Consider the following 18,444-nt stretch of genomic DNA (forward strand, 5'->3'; position numbering starts at 1 on the left):
TAGTAACTATTAAGCCAAGTCCTCAACGGACGCAGATTCATTGCGGGACAGGTTGATTCCCAGGTTCGCCGCGGCGCGCTCGAGGTCTTCGTCCTCGCCCTCGCGCAGCTCAATGGCCGCACCGTCGCTCGATAGCACCTCAACGTTGAGGCACAGCGACTGCAGCTCCTTGAGCAACACCTTGAACGACTCGGGAATCCCCGGCTCGGGAATGTTCTCGCCCTTGACGATCGCCTCGTACACCTTGACCCGACCGACGGTGTCGTCGGACTTGATGGTCAACAGCTCCTGCAGCGTGTAAGCCGCGCCGTAGGCCTGCATGGCCCAGCACTCCATCTCACCGAACCGCTGGCCACCGAACTGCGCCTTACCACCCAGCGGCTGCTGCGTGATCATCGAGTACGGACCCGTGGAGCGGGCGTGGATCTTGTCGTCCACCAGGTGGTGCAGCTTCATGATGTACATGTAGCCAACGGTCACCGGGTACGGGAACGGCTCACCGCTGCGGCCATCGAACAGCCTCGACTTGCCGTCGGCGTTCACCATCACGTCGCCGTCGCGGTTGGGCAGCGTGCAGGACAGCAGACCCTGCAGCTCCTCTTCCTTGGCGCCGTCGAACACCGGGGTCGACACCGTCTGGTCCGGCTGAGCGTGCCGCAGGTCCTCCGGCAGGTTCGCCGCCCAGTCGGGCGTTCCCTCGATGTTCCAGCCGGCCTTGGCAACCCACCCGAGGTGAGTCTCCAGGATCTGGCCGATGTTCATACGTCGCGGCACACCGTGCGTGTTCAGGATGATGTCGACCGGCGTGCCGTCCGGCATGAACGGCATGTCCTCGACCGCCAGGATCTTGCCGATGACGCCCTTGTTGCCGTGGCGTCCGGCCAGCTTGTCGCCGTCGGAGATCTTGCGCTTCTGGGCCACGTAGACGCGGACCAGTTCGTTGACACCGGCCGGCAGCTCGTCGTCGTCCTCGCGAGAGAACACCCGAATGCCGATCACCTTGCCGGACTCACCGTGCGGCACCTTGAGCGACGTGTCGCGGACCTCGCGCGCCTTCTCACCGAAGATCGCACGCAGCAGCCGCTCCTCCGGGGTCAGCTCGGTTTCACCCTTCGGGGTGACCTTGCCGACCAGGATGTCGCCGTCGCGGACCTCGGCGCCGATGCGGATGATGCCCCGCTCGTCGAGATCGGCCAGCACCTCATCGGAGACGTTCGGGATGTCCCGGGTTATCTCCTCGGCGCCCAGCTTGGTGTCGCGGGCATCGATCTCGTGCTCCTCGATGTGAATCGAGGTGAGCACGTCCTCTTCAACCAGGCGGTTGGACAGGATGATCGCGTCCTCGTAGTTGTGTCCCTCCCACGGCATGACCGCCACCAGCAGGTTCTTGCCCAGGGCCATCTCACCGTTCTCGGTGCAGGGGCCGTCGGCGAGCACCTGGCCGGCCTCGACGCGGTCGCCCGCGTCGACGATCGGCGACTGGTTGGCGCAGGTGCCGTGGTTGGACCGCGCGAACTTGCGCATCCGGTAGGTGTGCCGGCTGCCGTCGTCGGCCATCACGGTGATGTAGTCGGCGGAAACCTCCTCGATCACCCCGGCCTTGTCGGCGACGATCACGTCGCCGGCGTCGATCGCGGCGCGCAGCTCCATACCGGTACCGACCAGCGGGGCCTCGCTGCGCACCAGCGGAACCGCCTGGCGCTGCATGTTGGCACCCATCAGGGCACGGTTGGCGTCGTCGTGCTCGAGGAACGGAATCATGGCCGTGGCCACCGACACCATCTGGCGCGGCGACACGTCCATGTAGTCCACCTCGGACGACGGCACGTACTCGACCTCGCCCGCCTTCCGGCGAACCAGGACGCGTGCCTCTTCGAACCGGCCGGCCGAGTCGATCGGCGAGTTGGCCTGCGCCACGACGTGGCGGTCCTCCTCGTCGGCGGTCAGGTAGTGGATCTCGTCTGAGACCACACCGTCGACCACCTTGCGGTACGGCGTCTCGATGAACCCGAACGGGTTCACCCGCGCGTACACCGACAGCGAGCCGATCAGGCCGATGTTCGGGCCTTCCGGGGTCTCGATCGGGCACATCCGGCCGTAGTGGGACGGGTGCACGTCGCGGACCTCGAGGCCGGCGCGCTCACGGGACAGACCACCCGGGCCCAGCGCCGACAGGCGGCGCTTGTGGGTCAGACCCGACAGCGGGTTGTTCTGGTCCATGAACTGCGACAGCTGGCTGGTTCCGAAGAACTCCTTGATGGCGGCGACCACCGGGCGGATGTTGATCAGCGTCTGCGGCGTGATGGCCTCGACGTCCTGAGTCGTCATCCGCTCGCGGACCACGCGCTCCATCCGTGACATACCGACCCGGATCTGGTTCTGGATCAACTCACCGACCGTGCGCAACCGGCGGTTGCCGAAGTGGTCGATGTCGTCGGTCTCCACCGGAACCTCGGAGCCGCCGGGCACGGTCATCGTGGCCTGGCCCTCGTGCAGACGCACCAGGTACTCGATGGTGGCGACGACGTCTTCCTCGGTCAGCGTCGACGACGTGATCGGCTGGCCCACGTTCAGGCCGAGCTTCTTGTTGACCTTGTAGCGGCCCACCCGGGCCAGGTCGTAGCGCTTCTCCTTGAAGAACAGGTTCTCCAGCAGGGTCTGCGCGGACTCCTTGGTCGGCGGCTCGCCCGGGCGCAGCTTGCGGTAGATGTCCAGCAGCGCCTCATCGGGGCCGGCCGTGTTGTCCTTCTCCAGGGTCGACATCATGATCTCGGAGAAACCGAACCGCTCGGTGATCTGCTCGCTGGTCCAGCCCAGCGCCTTGAGCAGCACCGTGACCGGCTGACGGCGCTTGCGGTCGATGCGCACACCAACGGTGTCGCGCTTGTCGACGTCGAACTCCAGCCACGCGCCGCGGCTCGGGATCACCTTGACGCTGTGCAGCAGCTTCTCGGTCGACTTGTCGATGCTCTCGTCGAAGTACACACCGGGCGAACGGACCAGCTGGCTGACCACCACGCGCTCGGTCCCGTTGATGATGAAGGTGCCCTTCTCGGTCATCATCGGGAAGTCACCCATGAACACCGTCTGGCTCTTGATCTCGCCGGTGTTGTTGTTGATGAACTCGGCCGTGACGAACAGCGGGGCCGCGTACGTCATGTCCTTGTCTTTGCACTCGTCGACCGGCGCCTTGACCTCGTCAAAACGCGGATCGGAGAACGACAGCGACATCGAGCCGGAGAAATCCTCGATCGGCGACAGCTCGTAGAGCACCTCTTCGAGGCCACCCACCGGGCTGACGTCACCGCGTGCGGTCGCGATCTCGCGCCAGCGCGGCGAGCCGATCAGCCACTCAAACGAGTCGGTTTGCACATCGAGAAGCCCCGGAACCTCAAGAGGTTCGCGTAGCTTCGCGAATGAAACTCGGTTAGGTGCTCCCGGTACGGAGTTGTCAGCAGAACTTTGTGGGTGATCCGTCTTGGTCTGGCGGAAATCTGCCAAGATGCGTCCTTCCAGCACCTCGTGCGACTCACGAGAACCGGGGCCACCGGGCTTGTTCGCCGCGAATTGTGTCGGTCAAGCTGGCGAACGATCTGTCCATGTCTCACGCACGCAACTAATTAGCTGAGCCACGAATACAGGCTCAGGCTAAGACCACGGTGTCAAGCGGCGGGTGAGGTGGGCAGGAGGTAGCCAGCGCAACGTCCAACAATAGCGCAGGCGCGCGCATTCCTCAACTGCCCACTAACTAGCTGCCCAGGAAGTTCGGCGCTGGCTGGCGTCTCGACTTTTCCCGTGGGTACATGCTGCCCAACAGATTGACCCGTGCATCCCCCTGTCGTCAAGAGCAACAGGCGGCGAGTTACACGGAGTTATCGCGAAATTCTCCGGTCACGGCTTCTAGTCACGCAGCGCAAAACCACCCCGGCAGCCTTGCGGCGACCGGGGTGGTCAGGCGGTGTCGGTCGGCTAGCCGTTGAATTCGCGCGACTGGAACTTGTGCGTGCCCTCGAGGTCGTCGAGGATCGCGGCCTGCGCCTCTTTCGGCAGCGTGTGCAGCATCTCGCGCACGCGCGCCTGGCGCCGCGCGACGCCCTTACGCTCCGGCATGCCCGGTGTCGCAAGGATCTGCGGGGGCACACCCTCGACTTCCTCGGTGCCCCCGGAGTGGTGGCCGGCGTCGACCATGGCCTGCTCTTCGGCCATGGTGGCCTCGTCCTTCTCCTCGGACATGCCGATGGGCCCGATGCGACGGCCATTGAGGAACTGCCGCACCACCGGCTCGTCGCTGGTCAGCAGGACCTCGCGCGGGCCGAACATCACCAGATGCTTGCGGAACAACATGCCGATGTTGTCAGGCACGGTGCGGGCGACGCTGATGTTGTGCGTCACGATCAGGATGGTGGCGTCGATCTGGGCGTTGATGTCGAGGATCAGCTGGCTCAGGTAGGCGGTACGGACCGGATCCAGACCGGAGTCGGGCTCGTCGCAGAGGATGATCTGCGGGTCGAGGACCAGGGCGCGGGCCAGGCCGGCACGCTTGCGCATACCACCGGAGATCTCGCCGGGGAACTTCTTCTCGTCGCCGCCGAGGCCGACCATTTCCAGCTTCTCCATGACGATGTCACGGATCTCGCTTTCCTTCTTCTTGGTGTGCTCGCGAAGCGGGAACGCGGTGTTGTCGTAGAGGTTCATCGAACCGAACAGCGCGCCGTCCTGGAACAGCACGCCGAACAGCGTCCGGATCTCGTAGAGCTCCTTGGCCGAACATTCGAGGATGTCAGTGCCGTCGATGATGATCGAGCCGCGCTCGGGCCGCAGCAGTCCGATCAACGACTTCAGGAACACCGACTTGCCCGTACCCGAGGGGCCCAGCAAAACGCTGACCTCGCCTTGCGGGATGTCGAGGGTGACGTCTTCCCAAATCCTCGAGGAGCCGAAGGATTTCGTCAGGCCGTTGACCTCGATAGCGACGCCCATAGGAGATCCTTCCGTCCACGCTTGTGCCTGCTACCTGCCCCTTTGTGTGGCATGAGTCACTGTAGCGCACGCTCGGGACCGCGCATCATGGTTGCACAGCACCGGAGCTAAAAATTCGCTGACCTGAGACCCACCCCGGCTAGCAGGGTAATGGGCCCGCGAGCGACCGGTGGACGGCGGTCAGGAAGTCGGCGCCCAGTTGCCGTGAAAGCCCATCGGAACCCGCTGCGGCAGGTGCACGGTCGCCGCCGACTCGAGGGTCTGCGCGTCCAGCAACAGCAATTGGCCTTCGTCGCGGCCCCGGTGATAGCCGTAGCCCATCAGCACCCCGTCGTCCTCGGCGGCCTGTCCGCCGCCGCGCGCCGGGTTGGGCACGAAGCACATCTCGCCGAGCAGCAGGTCGGGGTCCAGCGCGGCGACCTCGCTCGAGCCGGTCGCGTAGTCGTGCTTGTACAGCGCCGACGACGCCTCCGAGCCAGCTGCGCCAACGAAGCCCCCGCCGATGCCGACGGTGTAGCCGAACCGGTGGCGGCCGCCCAGCAGCGACTCGTTGATCCGCGGGAACTCCTGCGAACGGTCGTCGCGGCATTCGGTGTGCACGCTGCCGGTGGCCAGGTTGAGGGTCCAGCGGTCCAGCGTCGGGGCGACGTCCCCGGGCCCGCGCCGGTCGCGGTCGAACATCCGCGAGTAGCGCACCACGTCGAGGATCAAGAACTCGACCCCGTCGCGTAGCTCCGAGTAGGCGTTGAGCGGGTGGTAGACGTAGCAGGGTTCGATATCGAACCAGCGCATGTCGTCATTGCCCCCGTCGCGCGGCATCACCCCGATGCGCGCCGGGTAGCGGGGATCCCACGCGTACGGCATGCCCGCTGCGCGCCGCCGGCCGCTGTTGGCCCGCGCCGCGATCGGGCTCGGGATCCGGACCCGCCCGAGCAGCGACTCGACGACGAGCCGGGCCGGCAGTTGCAGCCAGCGTGGCATCGACACGGGCAGCACCTGAACCGGGTCGAACGTCACCGGCAGGTCGTAGATCACGACGTACTTGTCGGTCAGTGAGAAGTCGTGCATCATCGGCGATCCGCTCACGGCGATGTCCACCGTTTTGCGGGCGTGCCCGTCCGCGCCGATCACCGAGTACTGCACGGTGCGCCCGCGCGCGAACGAATAGGACACCGCATGGAGTTCGCCGCTTCGCGGATCCCGGTGCGGATGGGCGGTGTAGCCGCCGGCCAGGGTGCCGTCGAAATCGCAGGTGCCGACGGTGCCCAGCTCGTCGGTGAGTTCGTAGTTGGCGACGCCGCCTTCGACAAGCGCCAGGGTCCGCCCGGCGTGGGTCAACACGTTGGTGTTGGCGCCCAGGCCCAGCATCCCGGTCCGCGGGTCGATGCGCCCGGGCTCCGGCTCGCCGAGCGTGCGGCACACCGCAGGGCTGCGGACCCAGCGGTTGCGGTACCAGCACGCCTGCCCGTCGCGCAGCGACACCCCGTGCACCATGCCGTCGCCGGTGAACCAGTGATAGGTGGCCGGATCGACCTCGGCGGCGGGGTTGGGGCCGTTGCGCAGGTAGCGCCCGTCCAGGTGCTCGGGAAGGTGGCCGGTGACCTTGAGATCGGTCGCGGTCACCTCCGCCTGCACCGGAGCCAAGAAACCCTCGAGATACGGATTGCCGGGCGTGACGGTTTCGATGGTCGTCATGGCTGAGCTCCTATAACATTGTTATTTCAGCGTTATTGAGACAGTACGCTCCCAATGAGAAGATGGCAACGATGACTTCGGAGATGCAGCCCGGCGTGCGCGACGTTCGCGAGGAGATGCTGCACGCCGCCGTCGGCCTGCTCGACGGTCAGGGGCCCGACGCCCTGCAGGCCCGCAAGGTGGCGAGTGCGGCGGGCACTTCGACGATGGCGCTCTACACCCACTTCGGCGGCATGCAGGGGCTCATCGCCGCGGTCGCCGAGGAGAGCCTGCGCCAGTTCGACGCCGCATTGTCGGTGCCCCCGACAGACGACCCGGTGGCCGACTTGATGGCGACCGGTATGGCCTATCGGGGCTACGCCATCGAGCGCCCGCACATGTATCGGCTGATGTTCGGCAGCACCAGCGCCCACGGCATCAACGCTCCGGCGGGCAACATGCTGCACCTGACGGTCGCCGAGATCGAGCGGGACATCCCGAGCTTCGCGCACGTGGTGCGCGGGATGCATCGGTGCATGGTGGCCGGCCGGATCACCGTGGGCGCCGCCGACGACGATGCGGCCGTGGTGGCCACCGCGGCCCAATTCTGGGCGCTGATGCACGGTTTTGTGATGCTCGAACTCGCTGGCTTCTACGGCGACGACGGCGCGGCGCTCGCGCCGGTGCTCGGCGCGATGACTACGAATCTGTTTGTCGCCCTGGGTGATTCAGCCGAACGGGTGGCACGGTCGGTGCAGACGGCGATCGCGGGCTGAATACACAAAACCCCCGGGACCACGGTCCCGGGGGTTTTGCGCGAAACGGAACTACTTGACGGTGACCGTGGCGCCGGCGGCCTCGAGCTTGCCCTTGGCTTCCTCGGCGGCCTCCTTGGCGACCTTCTCCAGCAGCGGCTTGGGGGCGCCGTCGACCAGGTCCTTGGCTTCCTTGAGGCCCAGGCCCGAAACGATCTCGCGGACGACCTTGATGACGCCGATCTTCTTGTCGCCGGCGGCCTCGAGGATGACGTCGAATTCCGACTGCTCCTCGGCGGCCTCGGCGGCGGCGCCACCGGCGGCCGGGGCACCGGCAGCGGCGACGGCGACGGGGGCGGCCGCGGTGACCTCGAAGGTGTCCTCGAACTTCTTGACGAAGTCCGACAGCTCCAACAGGGTCATTTCCTTGAACACGTCGAGCAGGTCGTCAGTGGATATCTTTGCCATGGTTGTGGGTCCTTCCTAGTTTCCCTGGATGTCTTGGGTTGCGGGTTGGTTTTATTCGGCGTCAGCCGGTGCTTCGGTGGTTTCCGCGGGTGCCTCTGCAGCCGGCTCTTCGGCGGCAGGTGCCTCCGCGGCCGGTGCCTCTTCGGCGGGTGCTTCGGCAGCGGGTGCGGCCTCGGCGGCGGGCGCTTCGGCAGCGGGTGCGGCCTCGGCGGGCTTCTTCTCCTGCAGCGCGGCCAGCAGGCGAGCCATCTGCGAGGCAGGAGCGTTGAACAGCCCGGCCGCCTTCGCCAGGTTGCCCTTCATCGCGCCGGCCAGCTTGGCCAGCAGCACCTCGCGCGACTCCAGGTCGGCGATGCGCTCGACCTCGGCGACGGTCAACGGCTGGCCGTCCATGTAGCCGCCCTTGATGACCAGCGCCGCGTTCTCCTTGGCGAAGGTCTTGAGGGCCTTGGCGGCGTCGACGGGCTCGCCGCTGACGAACGCGATGGCCGTCGGGCCGGCGAACAGCTCGTCGAGCCCCTGGACCCCGGCTTCCGACGCGGCCCGCTTGATCAGCGTGTTCTTGGCGACCGTGTAGGTAGCCGAACCCGACAGCGACCGCCGTAGCTCGGCGAGCGCGGCGACCGTCAACCCGCGGTATTCGGTGATCAGGGTCGCCGTCGACCCCGTGAACTGCTCTGTGATCTCAGCAACGGCGGTGGCCTTGTCAGCCTTGGCCATGCATACCTCCTCGGTGGAAAGTCTCCAGCGCTCTGTGCTCCAGTGTGCTGTGCTCTGTGATCACCGAGAAACGACGAACGCCCCGGCGCAGGAATCGGCCGGGGCGTTGAGATGCACCGGCGCGCGCGCCGGCGGTCATGCCTCGTCCTCCTGCGTGGGCCGCCGGGATGCTCCCGGACCTTCAACCGATTGCTCGGTGACCGACGGTCTTCGGTGGATCGCCGACCAGAATAGCGTGCAGACCCGCGGTCGGCCAAAACGACCGATCTCAGGTGACGGCGAACGCCAGCATCGCGAAGAGCACCAGCAGGGCGACGACGCGCACCTGATGCAGCCGGTCCCACCGCGCCGCGAGCTCGCGGGACACCTCGCCGGTGGCCGGCCACTTCGCGATGCGGGTGTTGATGGGCACCAGCATCGTCACCGTCAGCAGCACCACCGCGGCCAGCAGCCCCGCCGCGCCGCCGCACAGCCAGCCGCGGATCCCGCCGCCGGCCCGCACCGTGGCGACGGCCAGCAGGAGCAGGGAGCCGACGTACCAGAACGGCATCACCGCACCCAGCACCCGTGCGGCACGGCCGCGCGCCGCACGGAAGGCGTCGTCGGGCAGCCTGGCGATGAGCGGAGTGAAGAACACCGCGACCGCCAACTCGACGCCCACCATCGGGCCGGTGATCAGGACGGCAAGCGCATCCAGGTTGTCGTTCATGACATCGATCCTGGCTGTTAAGCTGACAAATATCAAGGTACTGACAAATTAGTCAGCACTGCGCGAGGCCGGGAGCTGCGGTGGCGGTATCGAAAAAGGAACTGAGCGACTGCCCGATCGACGCCGCGCTGTCGGTGATCGACGGCCGCTGGAAGGGCACGATCCTATGGCGGCTTTGCGACGGGCCGATGCGCACGGCCGAACTGCGCCGCAGCATTCCCGGCATCACCGAACGGATGCTCATCCGGCATCTCCACGAACTGGTCGACGCCGGCATCATCGAGCGCCACGACGCCAGGACGGTGCCGCCCTGCGTGCACTATTCGATCTCGAAATACGGCATGACGCTGACGCCGGTGCTGCAAACCCTCTGCGACTGGGGACGAAAGCACATGCGGCGCAACGGATTCAGCGCCGCGGGCTAGACGCCGGCGAGCCTGGCCGCGCCGACCAGGCCGGCCTGACCGCCCAGCTCGGCGGGCACCACACGCAGGGCGGTCAGGAAGTCCAGCCGGGCATAGTCGGCCAGCGCGGCGCGCAGCGGGTCGAACAGCAGGCCGCCGGACTGGGCGACGCCTCCCCCGATGACGACGAGGTCCAGGTCGCACGCCGCCCCTACCGAGGCGATCATCGCCGCGAGCGCACGCGCGCCCCGGTGAAACGCCCGCAGGGCGACGGCATCGCCGCTCGCCGCGGCGTCGGCCAGCGCATGGGCGTCGGCGTCGGGCGGCGCGGACCAGCCGTTGGCCCGCGCCCAGCGCACCAGCCAGGGACCCGCGGCCACGGTTTCGACGCAGCCCCGCCCGCCGCACGAGCACCGCTCGCCGTCCTGTTCGACCACCACGTGACCGACGTGTCCCGCGTTGCCGGTACGCCCGGCATACGGCGCCCCGTTGAGCACCAGCCCGCCGCCCACCCCGGTGGACACCACCATGCCCAGCAGGAAGCCGGCGCCGCGCCCGGCGCCGCGCCAGTGCTCGCCCAGGGCCATGCACACGCCGTCGCCGCCGAGCCGCACGGGGACGCCGGGCACCGCGGCGGCGACCCGGTCGGCCAACGGGAAGCCGTCCCAGCCCGGGATGTTGATCGGGTTGACGGTCCCGCTGTTCAGGTCGATGGGGCCCGAGCAGGCGATGCCGACCGCGCGGACCGCCCCGCCGGCTTCGCGCAGCGCGCCGGCGATCATCGCCGCGACGGCCGCCCAGACCTGCTCGGCGGAACCGCCGGGCGGCGTGGGGCAGGTGGCGGTGTGCACGAGTGCCCCGCGGGCGTCGGCCAGACCGGCGGCGACCTTGGTGCCGCCGATATCCAGGCAGAGGGTCAGCACGGCGATCAGTGCCGGTGGACGTTGTCGGGTTGGCGGGGATCGCCGGGATGCTCGTAGCCGGGGGCGAGCTGCACCAGCGCGGCCCGCCGCGCGTCCAGCCACACTCGGAAGGCCCGCCGCCGCGCGGCGGCGCGCAGGTGCTCGACTACCTGCGACCGCACCTGCCGCAGGGGCGGGGCGGTGGGCTGCGCGATGCGCCAGCCGTGCGGCCCGGGACGCTGCTCGGCGAACCGGAGCGGGTTGCGGGCGTGATAGCCCGCTACCTCGTCGTCGCCTACATCCACGCCCGCGGTGACGGCGGCGAACAGCGCCCGCGCCCGCGGGTCCGCCAAGGCGGCCGCGGCCACGCTGCCGATTTCGAGCCGGGCCGTGACGTCGGGCAGCACCTCGTCCTCGGCCGGCGCCCCGGCAGCGGTGAGCCCGCGCGCGGCGGCCTCGGCGGCCACCACGCGTTCGGTCACGATCAGTTGAGTGAGCCAGCGCCGCAGCTGGCGGCCCTCGCTGGTGTCAACGGTAGGCAGCGCGGCGGCGCGCGCACCGCGGCGCAGCCGCGCCTCGGCCGCGTCCACTTCCGCGACCGCCACCGGGCTGCCGGCGACGGTGGCGACCAGCTCGAAGCTCATCGGACGATCACCCGCACCGCAGGCGAATACAGCAGGCGCCCGGCGCAGCCGATGCGAACCAGCGCCCACCACTGTCCGGGCTCCAGCCACGCCGGTGGGGTCACGTCGAAGCCGAGCTCGACGGTGCCGCCGGCCGGCACGACCGCCCCGAGCGCGGCCGGGCCGATCCACTCCCAGGTACCCCAGGGGCTGATCAGGTGCGCCTCGAGCGACAACTCCGCCGCGGCGCGCGTGCCTACCGTGACCATGAGGCGGGCCGTCTCGCCGGCCGCGAGGTCGACGTCGACGGGCTCGTCGACGAGGTAGACCAGCTCCCCCTGGTGCCCCGCGCCGACGTCGACGACGGCGACGTCCTCGACCACCTGGTGCCAGGCGGGTGCGACGGCGTCGCCGGTGACGCGCAGCTGCGCCCGCACCGGGTACCGCCCCGGCGGCGTGTCCGCCGGCACCGCCAGCACCACGTCGGCCTCCTGATGCGCGCCGGCGCGCAGCGTGAACGGCAGCTCGGCCGGGGTGGCGCGCCAGTCGTCGGGACACCTCAGCGTCACGCTCCCGTGCAGCGTGGCGTCCGTGCAGTCGCTGGCGGCGGTCAGGCGCAACACCACCTCGCCGCCCGGTTCGGCGGCCAGCGACTGCGGGTGCAGGTGCGCGACGGCCGGCAACCCGCCCAGCGGCGCGGGGCCCCGGTTGTGCAGCCAGTACCGCGCGTAGAGCGGCTGGGCGCTCTCGGCGTCGGGACCCAGCGCGGCGGCGTGGTCGGTCAGCGCGGGCAGCTCGAGCCGGGCCAGCACGGTGGCGATCTGATACCCGTGCAGTTCGATCGGTCCGCCGTCGGACGCCGACTTCGACCGAACTTCCAGCAGGTCGGCAGGCCCCAGCGGGCTGATCTCGCCGAGCTCGGAGGCGATCGAGACGCGTGCGGCCGAGCCGGTCGTCTCCACCAGCCGCAGGGTCACCTCGCGGGCGTCGACCGGCCGGGCGCTGCCCGCCGTCAGCGGATTGCCCGTCACCTTGAGCGCGCCCAGCTGCACCGAGCCGGCGGGCTCGACGCGCAACAGCGAGCCCGTCGGCCCGAGACCACCCCGGGGTTGTCGCGGGCGCACGGCCACCAGCGGGTGGGAGAACTGCGCGCTGCGGGTGGGGATGTCGGCATGCCGCCAGTCTCCGTCGCCGCACACCAGCGCGTAGTCGAAATGATGTGTCCAGTGCTGGAGCTGAAAGTTGGAGCCGTCGGGCGCGGTACGGCGCGGCTCGTCGATCCAGGTGCCCGACGGCCAGCCCGTACAGGACCGCATCAGCGCGGTGTGCAGGGTGCCCTCGGAGTCGACGGCGAAGCTCGGCACGCCGCGGTTGAGCAGCGCCACCGTCCTGGCTTCGAACGGTTCGGCCTCCGCTTGCTGGACCTGTTGGCTGACGGCGATCTCGGCGTCCTCGAGATCGGCTGCCACCGCGGCGATCTCGGCGGCCAGGTTGTCATCGTCGGAGCCGTCGATGATCAGCACCGGCAGGGTCCGCGGCCCGGTCAGGTCGGCGCCGGGCAGCCACACCGTCGCCAGCGGGGCCGCCGCGGGGACCCACACCCTGGCCCGGCCGCTGTCCGCGAGCTGCCGGTCGAGCTCTTCGCCGTACGCCTCCGCGTCGTCGAGCACCTTTTTGGCGAAGGCGTTGCGGGCCGGCCCGCCCAGCACGATCCGCACGTCGGGCAGGTTGGAGTCGACGTCGAGGTTGCCGTAGCGGGGCTTGTCGGCGCCGCTGCAGGTGGCCGTCACGCCGGCGCGGACCAGGGCGACCATCAACCCGCGCGCCAGCGACCCGGCCATCGCCTCGGCCGGCGACACCACCTCGGCGACCGACAGCGCCCGCACCGCGCCGCCGACCCGGACACGGGCCGTCGCCGACAGGCCGAACCAGCCGTAGGCCGGGTTGTCCAACGTCCACAGGTGCGCCGCGGTGTCCACCGATTCGGTCCCGCCAGAAGGCTTGTGCAGCAACGCGAAACCCCGCCCGACGACCGCGTCCCCCACCTCGCTGACCGGCATGGCGCCCGGCACCGGGCACGGCCAGCGCAGTCGCACCAGGCGGTCCTCGCCGGTGAACTCGTCGATGGTGGTGCGGCAGTCCACCCGCGCCACGCCGTTCCACAGGGTCAGCGTCTGGGTGTAGAGCAGCAGCGTGCCGATCCGGCCGCGCACGACCAGCCGCTGCCCGAGCGGGCCGCGGTAGGCCCGCACCTGCGCGGGCGACTCCGACGAGCACACCACCGGCCCCTTGGGTAGCAGGTGCCATGGGCCCTCGCTCTCGACGGGGTGCGTCGGATATTCCTCGTAGACCGCGAGCTCGTTGCCGACCCGTCCGGCCGCGATCAGCCGGCGACCGTCCTGGATCAGGGACACGACTCCCCCGCCGCGGGCCTCGTCGACCGCCAGCCGATAGTGCTCGTTGGCGATCTCGGACCCCGGCACCTCCGCCCAGCCAGTCGGCTCCTCCGCCGGGACCAGCCGATAGTGCTCGTTGGCGATCTCGGACCCCGGCACCTCCGCCCAGCCAGTCGGCTCCTCCGCCGGGACCAGCCGATAGGCGCGCCAGCCCAGCGACGGCACGTCGGCGGCCAGCCAGGTGACCGACCGCCCGTCGTGCTCGACGTGTGCGGGCAGCTCGGCGCCGTCGGCGTCGAGCACGCGTACCCCGGCCGCCAGGGGCGGATCGAGGCGCGCGGTGACGACGTCGGCGCGCCGCTGCGTCAGCGGGTTCCAGACGACGACGTCCCCGTCGATAACACCCGACAGCAGCGCCAGCGAGTTGTCGCGGACGGCCCGGCCCAGCTCCCACGCGTCGCGCCAGCCGGTCAGCAGGTCGAGGTAGACCTGGTCGGACTCCGAGCCGGTGATGGCGTCGTGGTGGGCGCCGTAGGCCAGCTGCACCCACGCCTTGGCCAGGGCGGCCTGCGGGTAGTCGGCCCCACCGGCCGGCCCCGCGAACACCGCGAAGCGCTCGGCATCCAGGACGGCGTTCTCGGCGGCCCGGTTGGCCTGCTTGGTGTCGATGTAGGACACGTCCTTGCCGGTGTAGATCGGGTTCATGTCGCGGGTCTGCGGCGACGGCTCCCACCCGCGCTCGTTGAGCTCGGCGCGCACGGCCGCGAAGAACTCGCTCGGCAGCGCGCACACGAATCGCGGCCAGGTGTAGCGCTTGGCCCAGTCGCGGTGGATCTCGGTGACCCACTTGTTGGGCGGGGTGTAGTCGGTGCCCACCGGCAGCAGCACGTTGCGGGTCAACGCGACCTTCCTCAGCTGCTCGAACAGCTGGTAGGTGGCGTCCTCGGCGTCGCTCAGGAGGGTCGAGGAATCCATCCACCAGCCCGCCGAATAGTGCGCGGGCATGTAGTGGGTGAGCAGCCCGCGACCGGACGGGGATATCCACTCGAACTCGCTGCAGAACTGCATGCGCTCGATGTCGCCGCCGGCTTCAGAGCCACCGTGCGTCGGCCCCCACTGGTGATGCGGCCCGCGCGCCCACGAACTCGACGTCAGCCCCGCATCGGCGGCCATCCCCGGGAACTGCGGGTCATGGCCGAACACGTCGAGCAGCCAGGCGGTCGCCGGGTGCGCGCCCAACACGTCGCGCTGAAACCCTATGCCGTGCACCAGGTTTCGGATCGTCGTCTCCGGGCTGGTGAGGTTGGTATTGGGCTCGTTGTAGGTTCCGCCCATGATCTCCACCCGGCCCTCGGTGATGAAGCGGCGAAGGTCGGCGCGGTCCTCGGGGTGGGTGTCCCAGTAGGGCTTGAGGTAGTCCACTTCGGCCAGCACGAACTTGTATTCCGGCTCGCGGCGGGCCATCTCCAGATGCGCGTGCACCAACGCGAAGGCGTTCTTCTGCCGGGCGCGCCCCTCGGGGACCTCTTGCCACACGCTGGTGTATTCGCCCTGGGTGTTCCACCACACCGGGTCGTAGTGGAAGTGGCTGACCATGAACATCGTCCACCCGGGCTCGGCCACCGTGAACGCGAACGACACGCTGGCGTCGCCCGCGACCGCCCGGGCTTTGCGGCGCTCACCGGGCACCGGTTGGTCTACCGCGACTGGAACCTCGACGACCTTGCTGCGGGCCTTGGCGACCGCCTCCCCGGCCAGGCCGTCGCCCTCGATGCGCACCGGCGTGCGCCGGGTGATCCCGGCGACGGCGACCCGCACCAGCTGCAGCGGTGCTTCGGGCGGCCCAACGAACAGTTCGGTCGACTGCGCCGAAACCAGCTGCATGCCCGCACTTTACGGCGAGGACGCTCGCCAGGGTGACGACCGTCACATGAATGGCCCGGCGCGGCGTGACGTTTGACAAGGCGTGCTTCCTCTGTGAGGCGGCGCGCACATCGGTTGCACAAGGGGGTATCGCATCGTCATGCATGTCGCGGGCTGGCTGTCGGGCTTCTTGCATCACTTGCCGCGGACGCGCGGCGGCGCCTTGCGTCGCGGGTCTGCGCTGCGCACGGTGAACTGGCTGATGCACATGGCGCTACCAATGCTGGCGTTGTGGCTGCTTCTGGCCCAGCCCGAAGTCGACCTGGCGTGGGACGACAGGGCCGCGCATTTCGTTTTGGTGCTGTCCGCGGCGGTCGTGAGCGTGGTGTTGGGCGCGCTGATAGCCCGGGCGGCTCGCGCCCGCGACGATGCCCGCCTCTGGCTGGTGTCGCTCGTGTTCATCACGACCGCCGGGTTTTTCGGGCTGCACGCCCTGATCACCCCCGGGGTTTTGATGGACACCTCCGACGCGGAATTCATGCTGCCGACGCGCATTGGGTTGATGCTGGCCGGGGTGGTGGCGCTGACCTCTTCGATCACCTTCAGCCCGGCCCGAAATGCCTTTCTCTGGTCGGTGCGCCGGCCGTTGTTGGTCCTGGTCGGCGCGCTGATGGCGGCCTGCGGAGTCGCGATCCTGTGCGGCGTGCTGGACCGGCTCCCGGATCAGGACCGGCTCGAACACGCCGAGCAGGTCACCGCCCTGGTCAGCGGCGCGTTGTTCGGCGCGGCAGCACTCGCCTACCTTCCGATCTATCGGCGGCGTCGCGCCGTGGTGGTGATGTCGGTCCTGACGGCTTTCGTGCTGCTGGGCGAGGCGTCGGTGGCGCTCGCGTTGGGCATGAGCTGGCATGCCTCCTGGTGGCTGTGGCACGTGCTGATGACGCTGGCCTTCTGTTTCATCGCCTACAGCGCACGGATCCAATTCAATCGCGAAGGCACGACGAGGGGGCTGTTCGATTCGCTTGCCACCCAACAGACCATCGCCGAATTGCGCCGCGATTACTCCGCGGCGTTAGAGGCGATGGTCGACGTGCTGGAGCGCCGCGAGCGTGGTGAGCAGGTGCAGCCGGACGCCGTCGCGGCCCGGCTCGCCGACCAGTTCGAACTGTCCGACCAGCAGGTGGCCGTCCTCAAACGCGGCGCCGAGGCGCTCGGCGCGGAGCGGGAGCAAGTCCGCAAGCTTGGCACGTTGGTCGCGGTCGGCGGGGAGTCCAGCGTCATCCAGGACGAGGACGTCTTACTCAGACGGGTGATGGCGGCCATCGGCGACGCCTTTCCCGGCGACGAATTTCGACTTGGCCTCGTGCGCGCCGGTGAGCTCAGCTTCTCGAATGGAGCGGCCTGCGCGCACGAGGGACCCGCGGACGCCAGACGACCGAACGAGGACGGTGCCCTCGATCTGCCCCTGATAGTCAAGGGCCAGGTCACGGGCGTGATCGAGGCTCGAAGGCGGGGCGGCGCCTTCGCCGATGCCGACGTCGCGCTGCTGCGCTCTTTCGCCACTCAGTCCTCGATCGCGTTAGAGAACGCCCGGCTTTACCAAAACCTGGACGGCCTCTTCCGCAGCTACATGTCGCCCGCGGTGGCCACGACGCTGCTCGCCGACCCGGACCAGGCGGGGCTGGGGGGCGCGATTACCGATGTGACCGTGTTGATAGCCGACCTGCATGGCTTCACCGCGTTTGCGGAAACCACCTCTCCGGACCGCGTGGTCACCATGCTCAACACCTACTACGGCGCGACCGTCCCGGTCATCCTGGAGACGGGCGGCACCGTCACGCAGTTTCTGGGCGACGCGGTGATGGCGATCTGGGGTGCTCCCGTGCACCAGCCCGATCACGCATTGCGGGCCGCGCGCGCCGGGCTCGCGCTGCACGTCGCGGCCGAAGAAGCCGCCGCCGGACACCCTGACTGGCCGCGCTTCCGGGTCGGCATCAACACGGGGCCCGCGCTGGTGGGCAACATCGGTGCCGCGGAAATGCGCCACTTCACCGCAATCGGGGACACCACAAACCTGGCCTCGCGACTACAAAGTGTGGCTCAGCCAGGCCAAGTGGTGCTGGGCCCCACCACCTCGGCGACGCTCGGTGCTGCCGCCCGGGTGAGCAGCGGCGGCTGGGTGAAGGTCAAGGGCAAGCGCTACCCGGTCCGGTTCTGTGTGCTGCACGAGCTACGGCCCTAGCGACGACGTGGACCGAGGTCGGATGTCAGACCCCGGTCCTACGATTTCCCCATGCCCGCACTCGCACCGCCCGTGGCCGACGAGCGCAGCGCCCTGCGCGAGTACCTGGCCTTTCACCAGAGCGCCTACTTCGCCGTGTCGTACGGCCTCACCGACGAGCAGGCCCGGTCCTCCCCGTCGGCCAGCGCGCTGTCGATCGGCGGGCTCGTCAAGCACGTCACCCGCATGCAGCACAGCTGGATGAGCCGGGTCGCGGCCGCGCCGGACCCGGCGCCCAAAGATCCCCGGCCGTTCGACGCCGGCGCGTTTGCGGACCAGCACATAATGCGGCCCGACGAGACGCTGGACGGGCTGCTGCGGGATTTCGCGGAACAGAACGCGGAGTCGCTGCGGCTGGTGGAGACCGTCGACCTCGACGCGGCGGTGCCCGTCCCGCACGACGTTCCGTGGTTCCCCAAAGACCTGGACGCCTGGTCGGTGCGCTGGGTGATCCTGCACGTCATCAACGAGTTGGCCCGCCACGCGGGGCACGCGGACATCGTCCGGGAAACCATCGACGGAGCGACGATGTACGACCTGCTCGCCGGGCTGGAGGGCTGGGACATCGAAGGCTGGGTCACCCCATGGAAAAAGGCATGAAATCGCAGGAAGGCGGATAAAGAGCCTGCGAGCGGGCTCACAGGAATTGGGAGTTGGCACCGCGGGTTT

The 18,444-nt window shown here is 69.0% G+C and carries 12 protein-coding genes and 1 pseudogene; 4 read left to right on the forward strand and 9 right to left on the reverse strand.

Translation table 11 applies throughout. From position 1 onward, the window contains the following. Positions 1–9: 9 nt before the first annotated feature. From rpoB to MRAB57_RS03500, 3 genes are all read right to left on the reverse strand, one after another. On the reverse strand, positions 10–3,501 hold the full coding sequence (rpoB, locus tag MRAB57_RS03490; RefSeq protein WP_077086318.1) for a DNA-directed RNA polymerase subunit beta: 3,492 nt from the start codon (positions 3,499–3,501) through the stop codon (positions 10–12). Positions 3,502–3,969: 468 nt separating this feature from the next. Further along, positions 3,970–4,980: an ABC transporter ATP-binding protein gene (locus tag MRAB57_RS03495; protein WP_077086319.1), complete on the reverse strand. Its 1,011-nt coding sequence runs from the start codon at positions 4,978–4,980 to the stop codon at positions 3,970–3,972. A gap of 180 nt (positions 4,981–5,160) precedes the next feature. Continuing rightward, positions 5,161–6,675: a carotenoid oxygenase family protein gene (locus tag MRAB57_RS03500; protein ID WP_077086320.1), complete on the reverse strand. Its 1,515-nt coding sequence runs from the start codon at positions 6,673–6,675 to the stop codon at positions 5,161–5,163. 71 nt (positions 6,676–6,746) lie between these two features. Here MRAB57_RS03500 and MRAB57_RS03505 point away from each other — a divergent pair, with 71 nt between their 5' ends. After that, a complete protein-coding gene (locus MRAB57_RS03505; RefSeq protein ID WP_077086321.1) occupies positions 6,747–7,430 on the forward strand; it encodes a TetR/AcrR family transcriptional regulator in 684 nt (227 codons plus the stop codon). A gap of 51 nt (positions 7,431–7,481) precedes the next feature. Here the strand turns inward: MRAB57_RS03505 and rplL are convergent, their stop codons facing one another. The 3 genes and pseudogenes from rplL to MRAB57_RS03520 all read right to left on the reverse strand — a co-directional run bounded on the left by rplL (position 7,482) and on the right by MRAB57_RS03520 (position 9,306). Next, entirely contained in the window at positions 7,482–7,877 is a 396-nt protein-coding gene (gene rplL / locus MRAB57_RS03510; RefSeq protein ID WP_077086322.1) for a 50S ribosomal protein L7/L12, read from the reverse strand. Between the two features lie 186 nt (positions 7,878–8,063). Further along, positions 8,064–8,597, reverse strand: a pseudogene (gene rplJ, locus MRAB57_RS03515) (50S ribosomal protein L10); the annotation flags it as partial. Positions 8,598–8,865: 268 nt separating this feature from the next. Continuing rightward, on the reverse strand, positions 8,866–9,306 hold the full coding sequence (locus MRAB57_RS03520; protein WP_077086324.1) for an anthrone oxygenase family protein: 441 nt from the start codon (positions 9,304–9,306) through the stop codon (positions 8,866–8,868). Positions 9,307–9,386: 80 nt separating this feature from the next. Between MRAB57_RS03520 and MRAB57_RS03525 the strand changes: the two genes are divergently transcribed. Next, the gene (locus tag MRAB57_RS03525; RefSeq protein ID WP_077086325.1) at positions 9,387–9,731 is read left to right on the forward strand and encodes a winged helix-turn-helix transcriptional regulator; all 345 of its coding nucleotides are present in this window, start codon (positions 9,387–9,389) and stop codon (positions 9,729–9,731) included. Here the strand turns inward: MRAB57_RS03525 and MRAB57_RS03530 are convergent. From MRAB57_RS03530 to MRAB57_RS03540, 3 genes are read right to left on the reverse strand one after another with little or no spacing between them, the layout of a single operon-like run. Further along, on the reverse strand, positions 9,728–10,633 hold the full coding sequence (locus tag MRAB57_RS03530) for an ROK family protein (RefSeq protein ID WP_077086326.1): 906 nt from the start codon (positions 10,631–10,633) through the stop codon (positions 9,728–9,730). The two genes, MRAB57_RS03525 and MRAB57_RS03530, sit on opposite strands and share 4 nt — an antisense overlap. 5 nt (positions 10,634–10,638) lie before the next feature. Then, on the reverse strand, positions 10,639–11,256 hold the full coding sequence (locus tag MRAB57_RS03535; RefSeq protein WP_077086327.1) for a DUF7158 domain-containing protein: 618 nt from the start codon (positions 11,254–11,256) through the stop codon (positions 10,639–10,641). Further along, positions 11,253–15,515, reverse strand: a complete 4,263-nt coding sequence (locus MRAB57_RS03540) for a glycoside hydrolase family 38 N-terminal domain-containing protein (protein ID WP_077086328.1) — start codon at positions 15,513–15,515, stop codon at positions 11,253–11,255. The genes MRAB57_RS03535 and MRAB57_RS03540 overlap by 4 nt, the downstream gene beginning before the upstream one ends. A gap of 139 nt (positions 15,516–15,654) precedes the next feature. On the opposite strand from MRAB57_RS03540, the gene MRAB57_RS03545 reads away from it, so the two are divergent. Beyond that, positions 15,655–17,736 (forward strand): adenylate/guanylate cyclase domain-containing protein, encoded by a 2,082-nt coding sequence (locus MRAB57_RS03545; protein WP_077086329.1) that lies wholly within the window; start codon positions 15,655–15,657, stop codon positions 17,734–17,736. A gap of 72 nt (positions 17,737–17,808) precedes the next feature. Beyond that, entirely contained in the window at positions 17,809–18,375 is a 567-nt protein-coding gene (locus MRAB57_RS03550; RefSeq protein WP_077086330.1) for a DinB family protein, read from the forward strand. Positions 18,376–18,444 lie beyond the last annotated feature (69 nt).

It is taken from the genome of Mycobacterium rhizamassiliense, from assembly GCF_900157375.1.
Lineage (GTDB): Bacteria > Actinomycetota > Actinomycetes > Mycobacteriales > Mycobacteriaceae > Mycobacterium > Mycobacterium rhizamassiliense.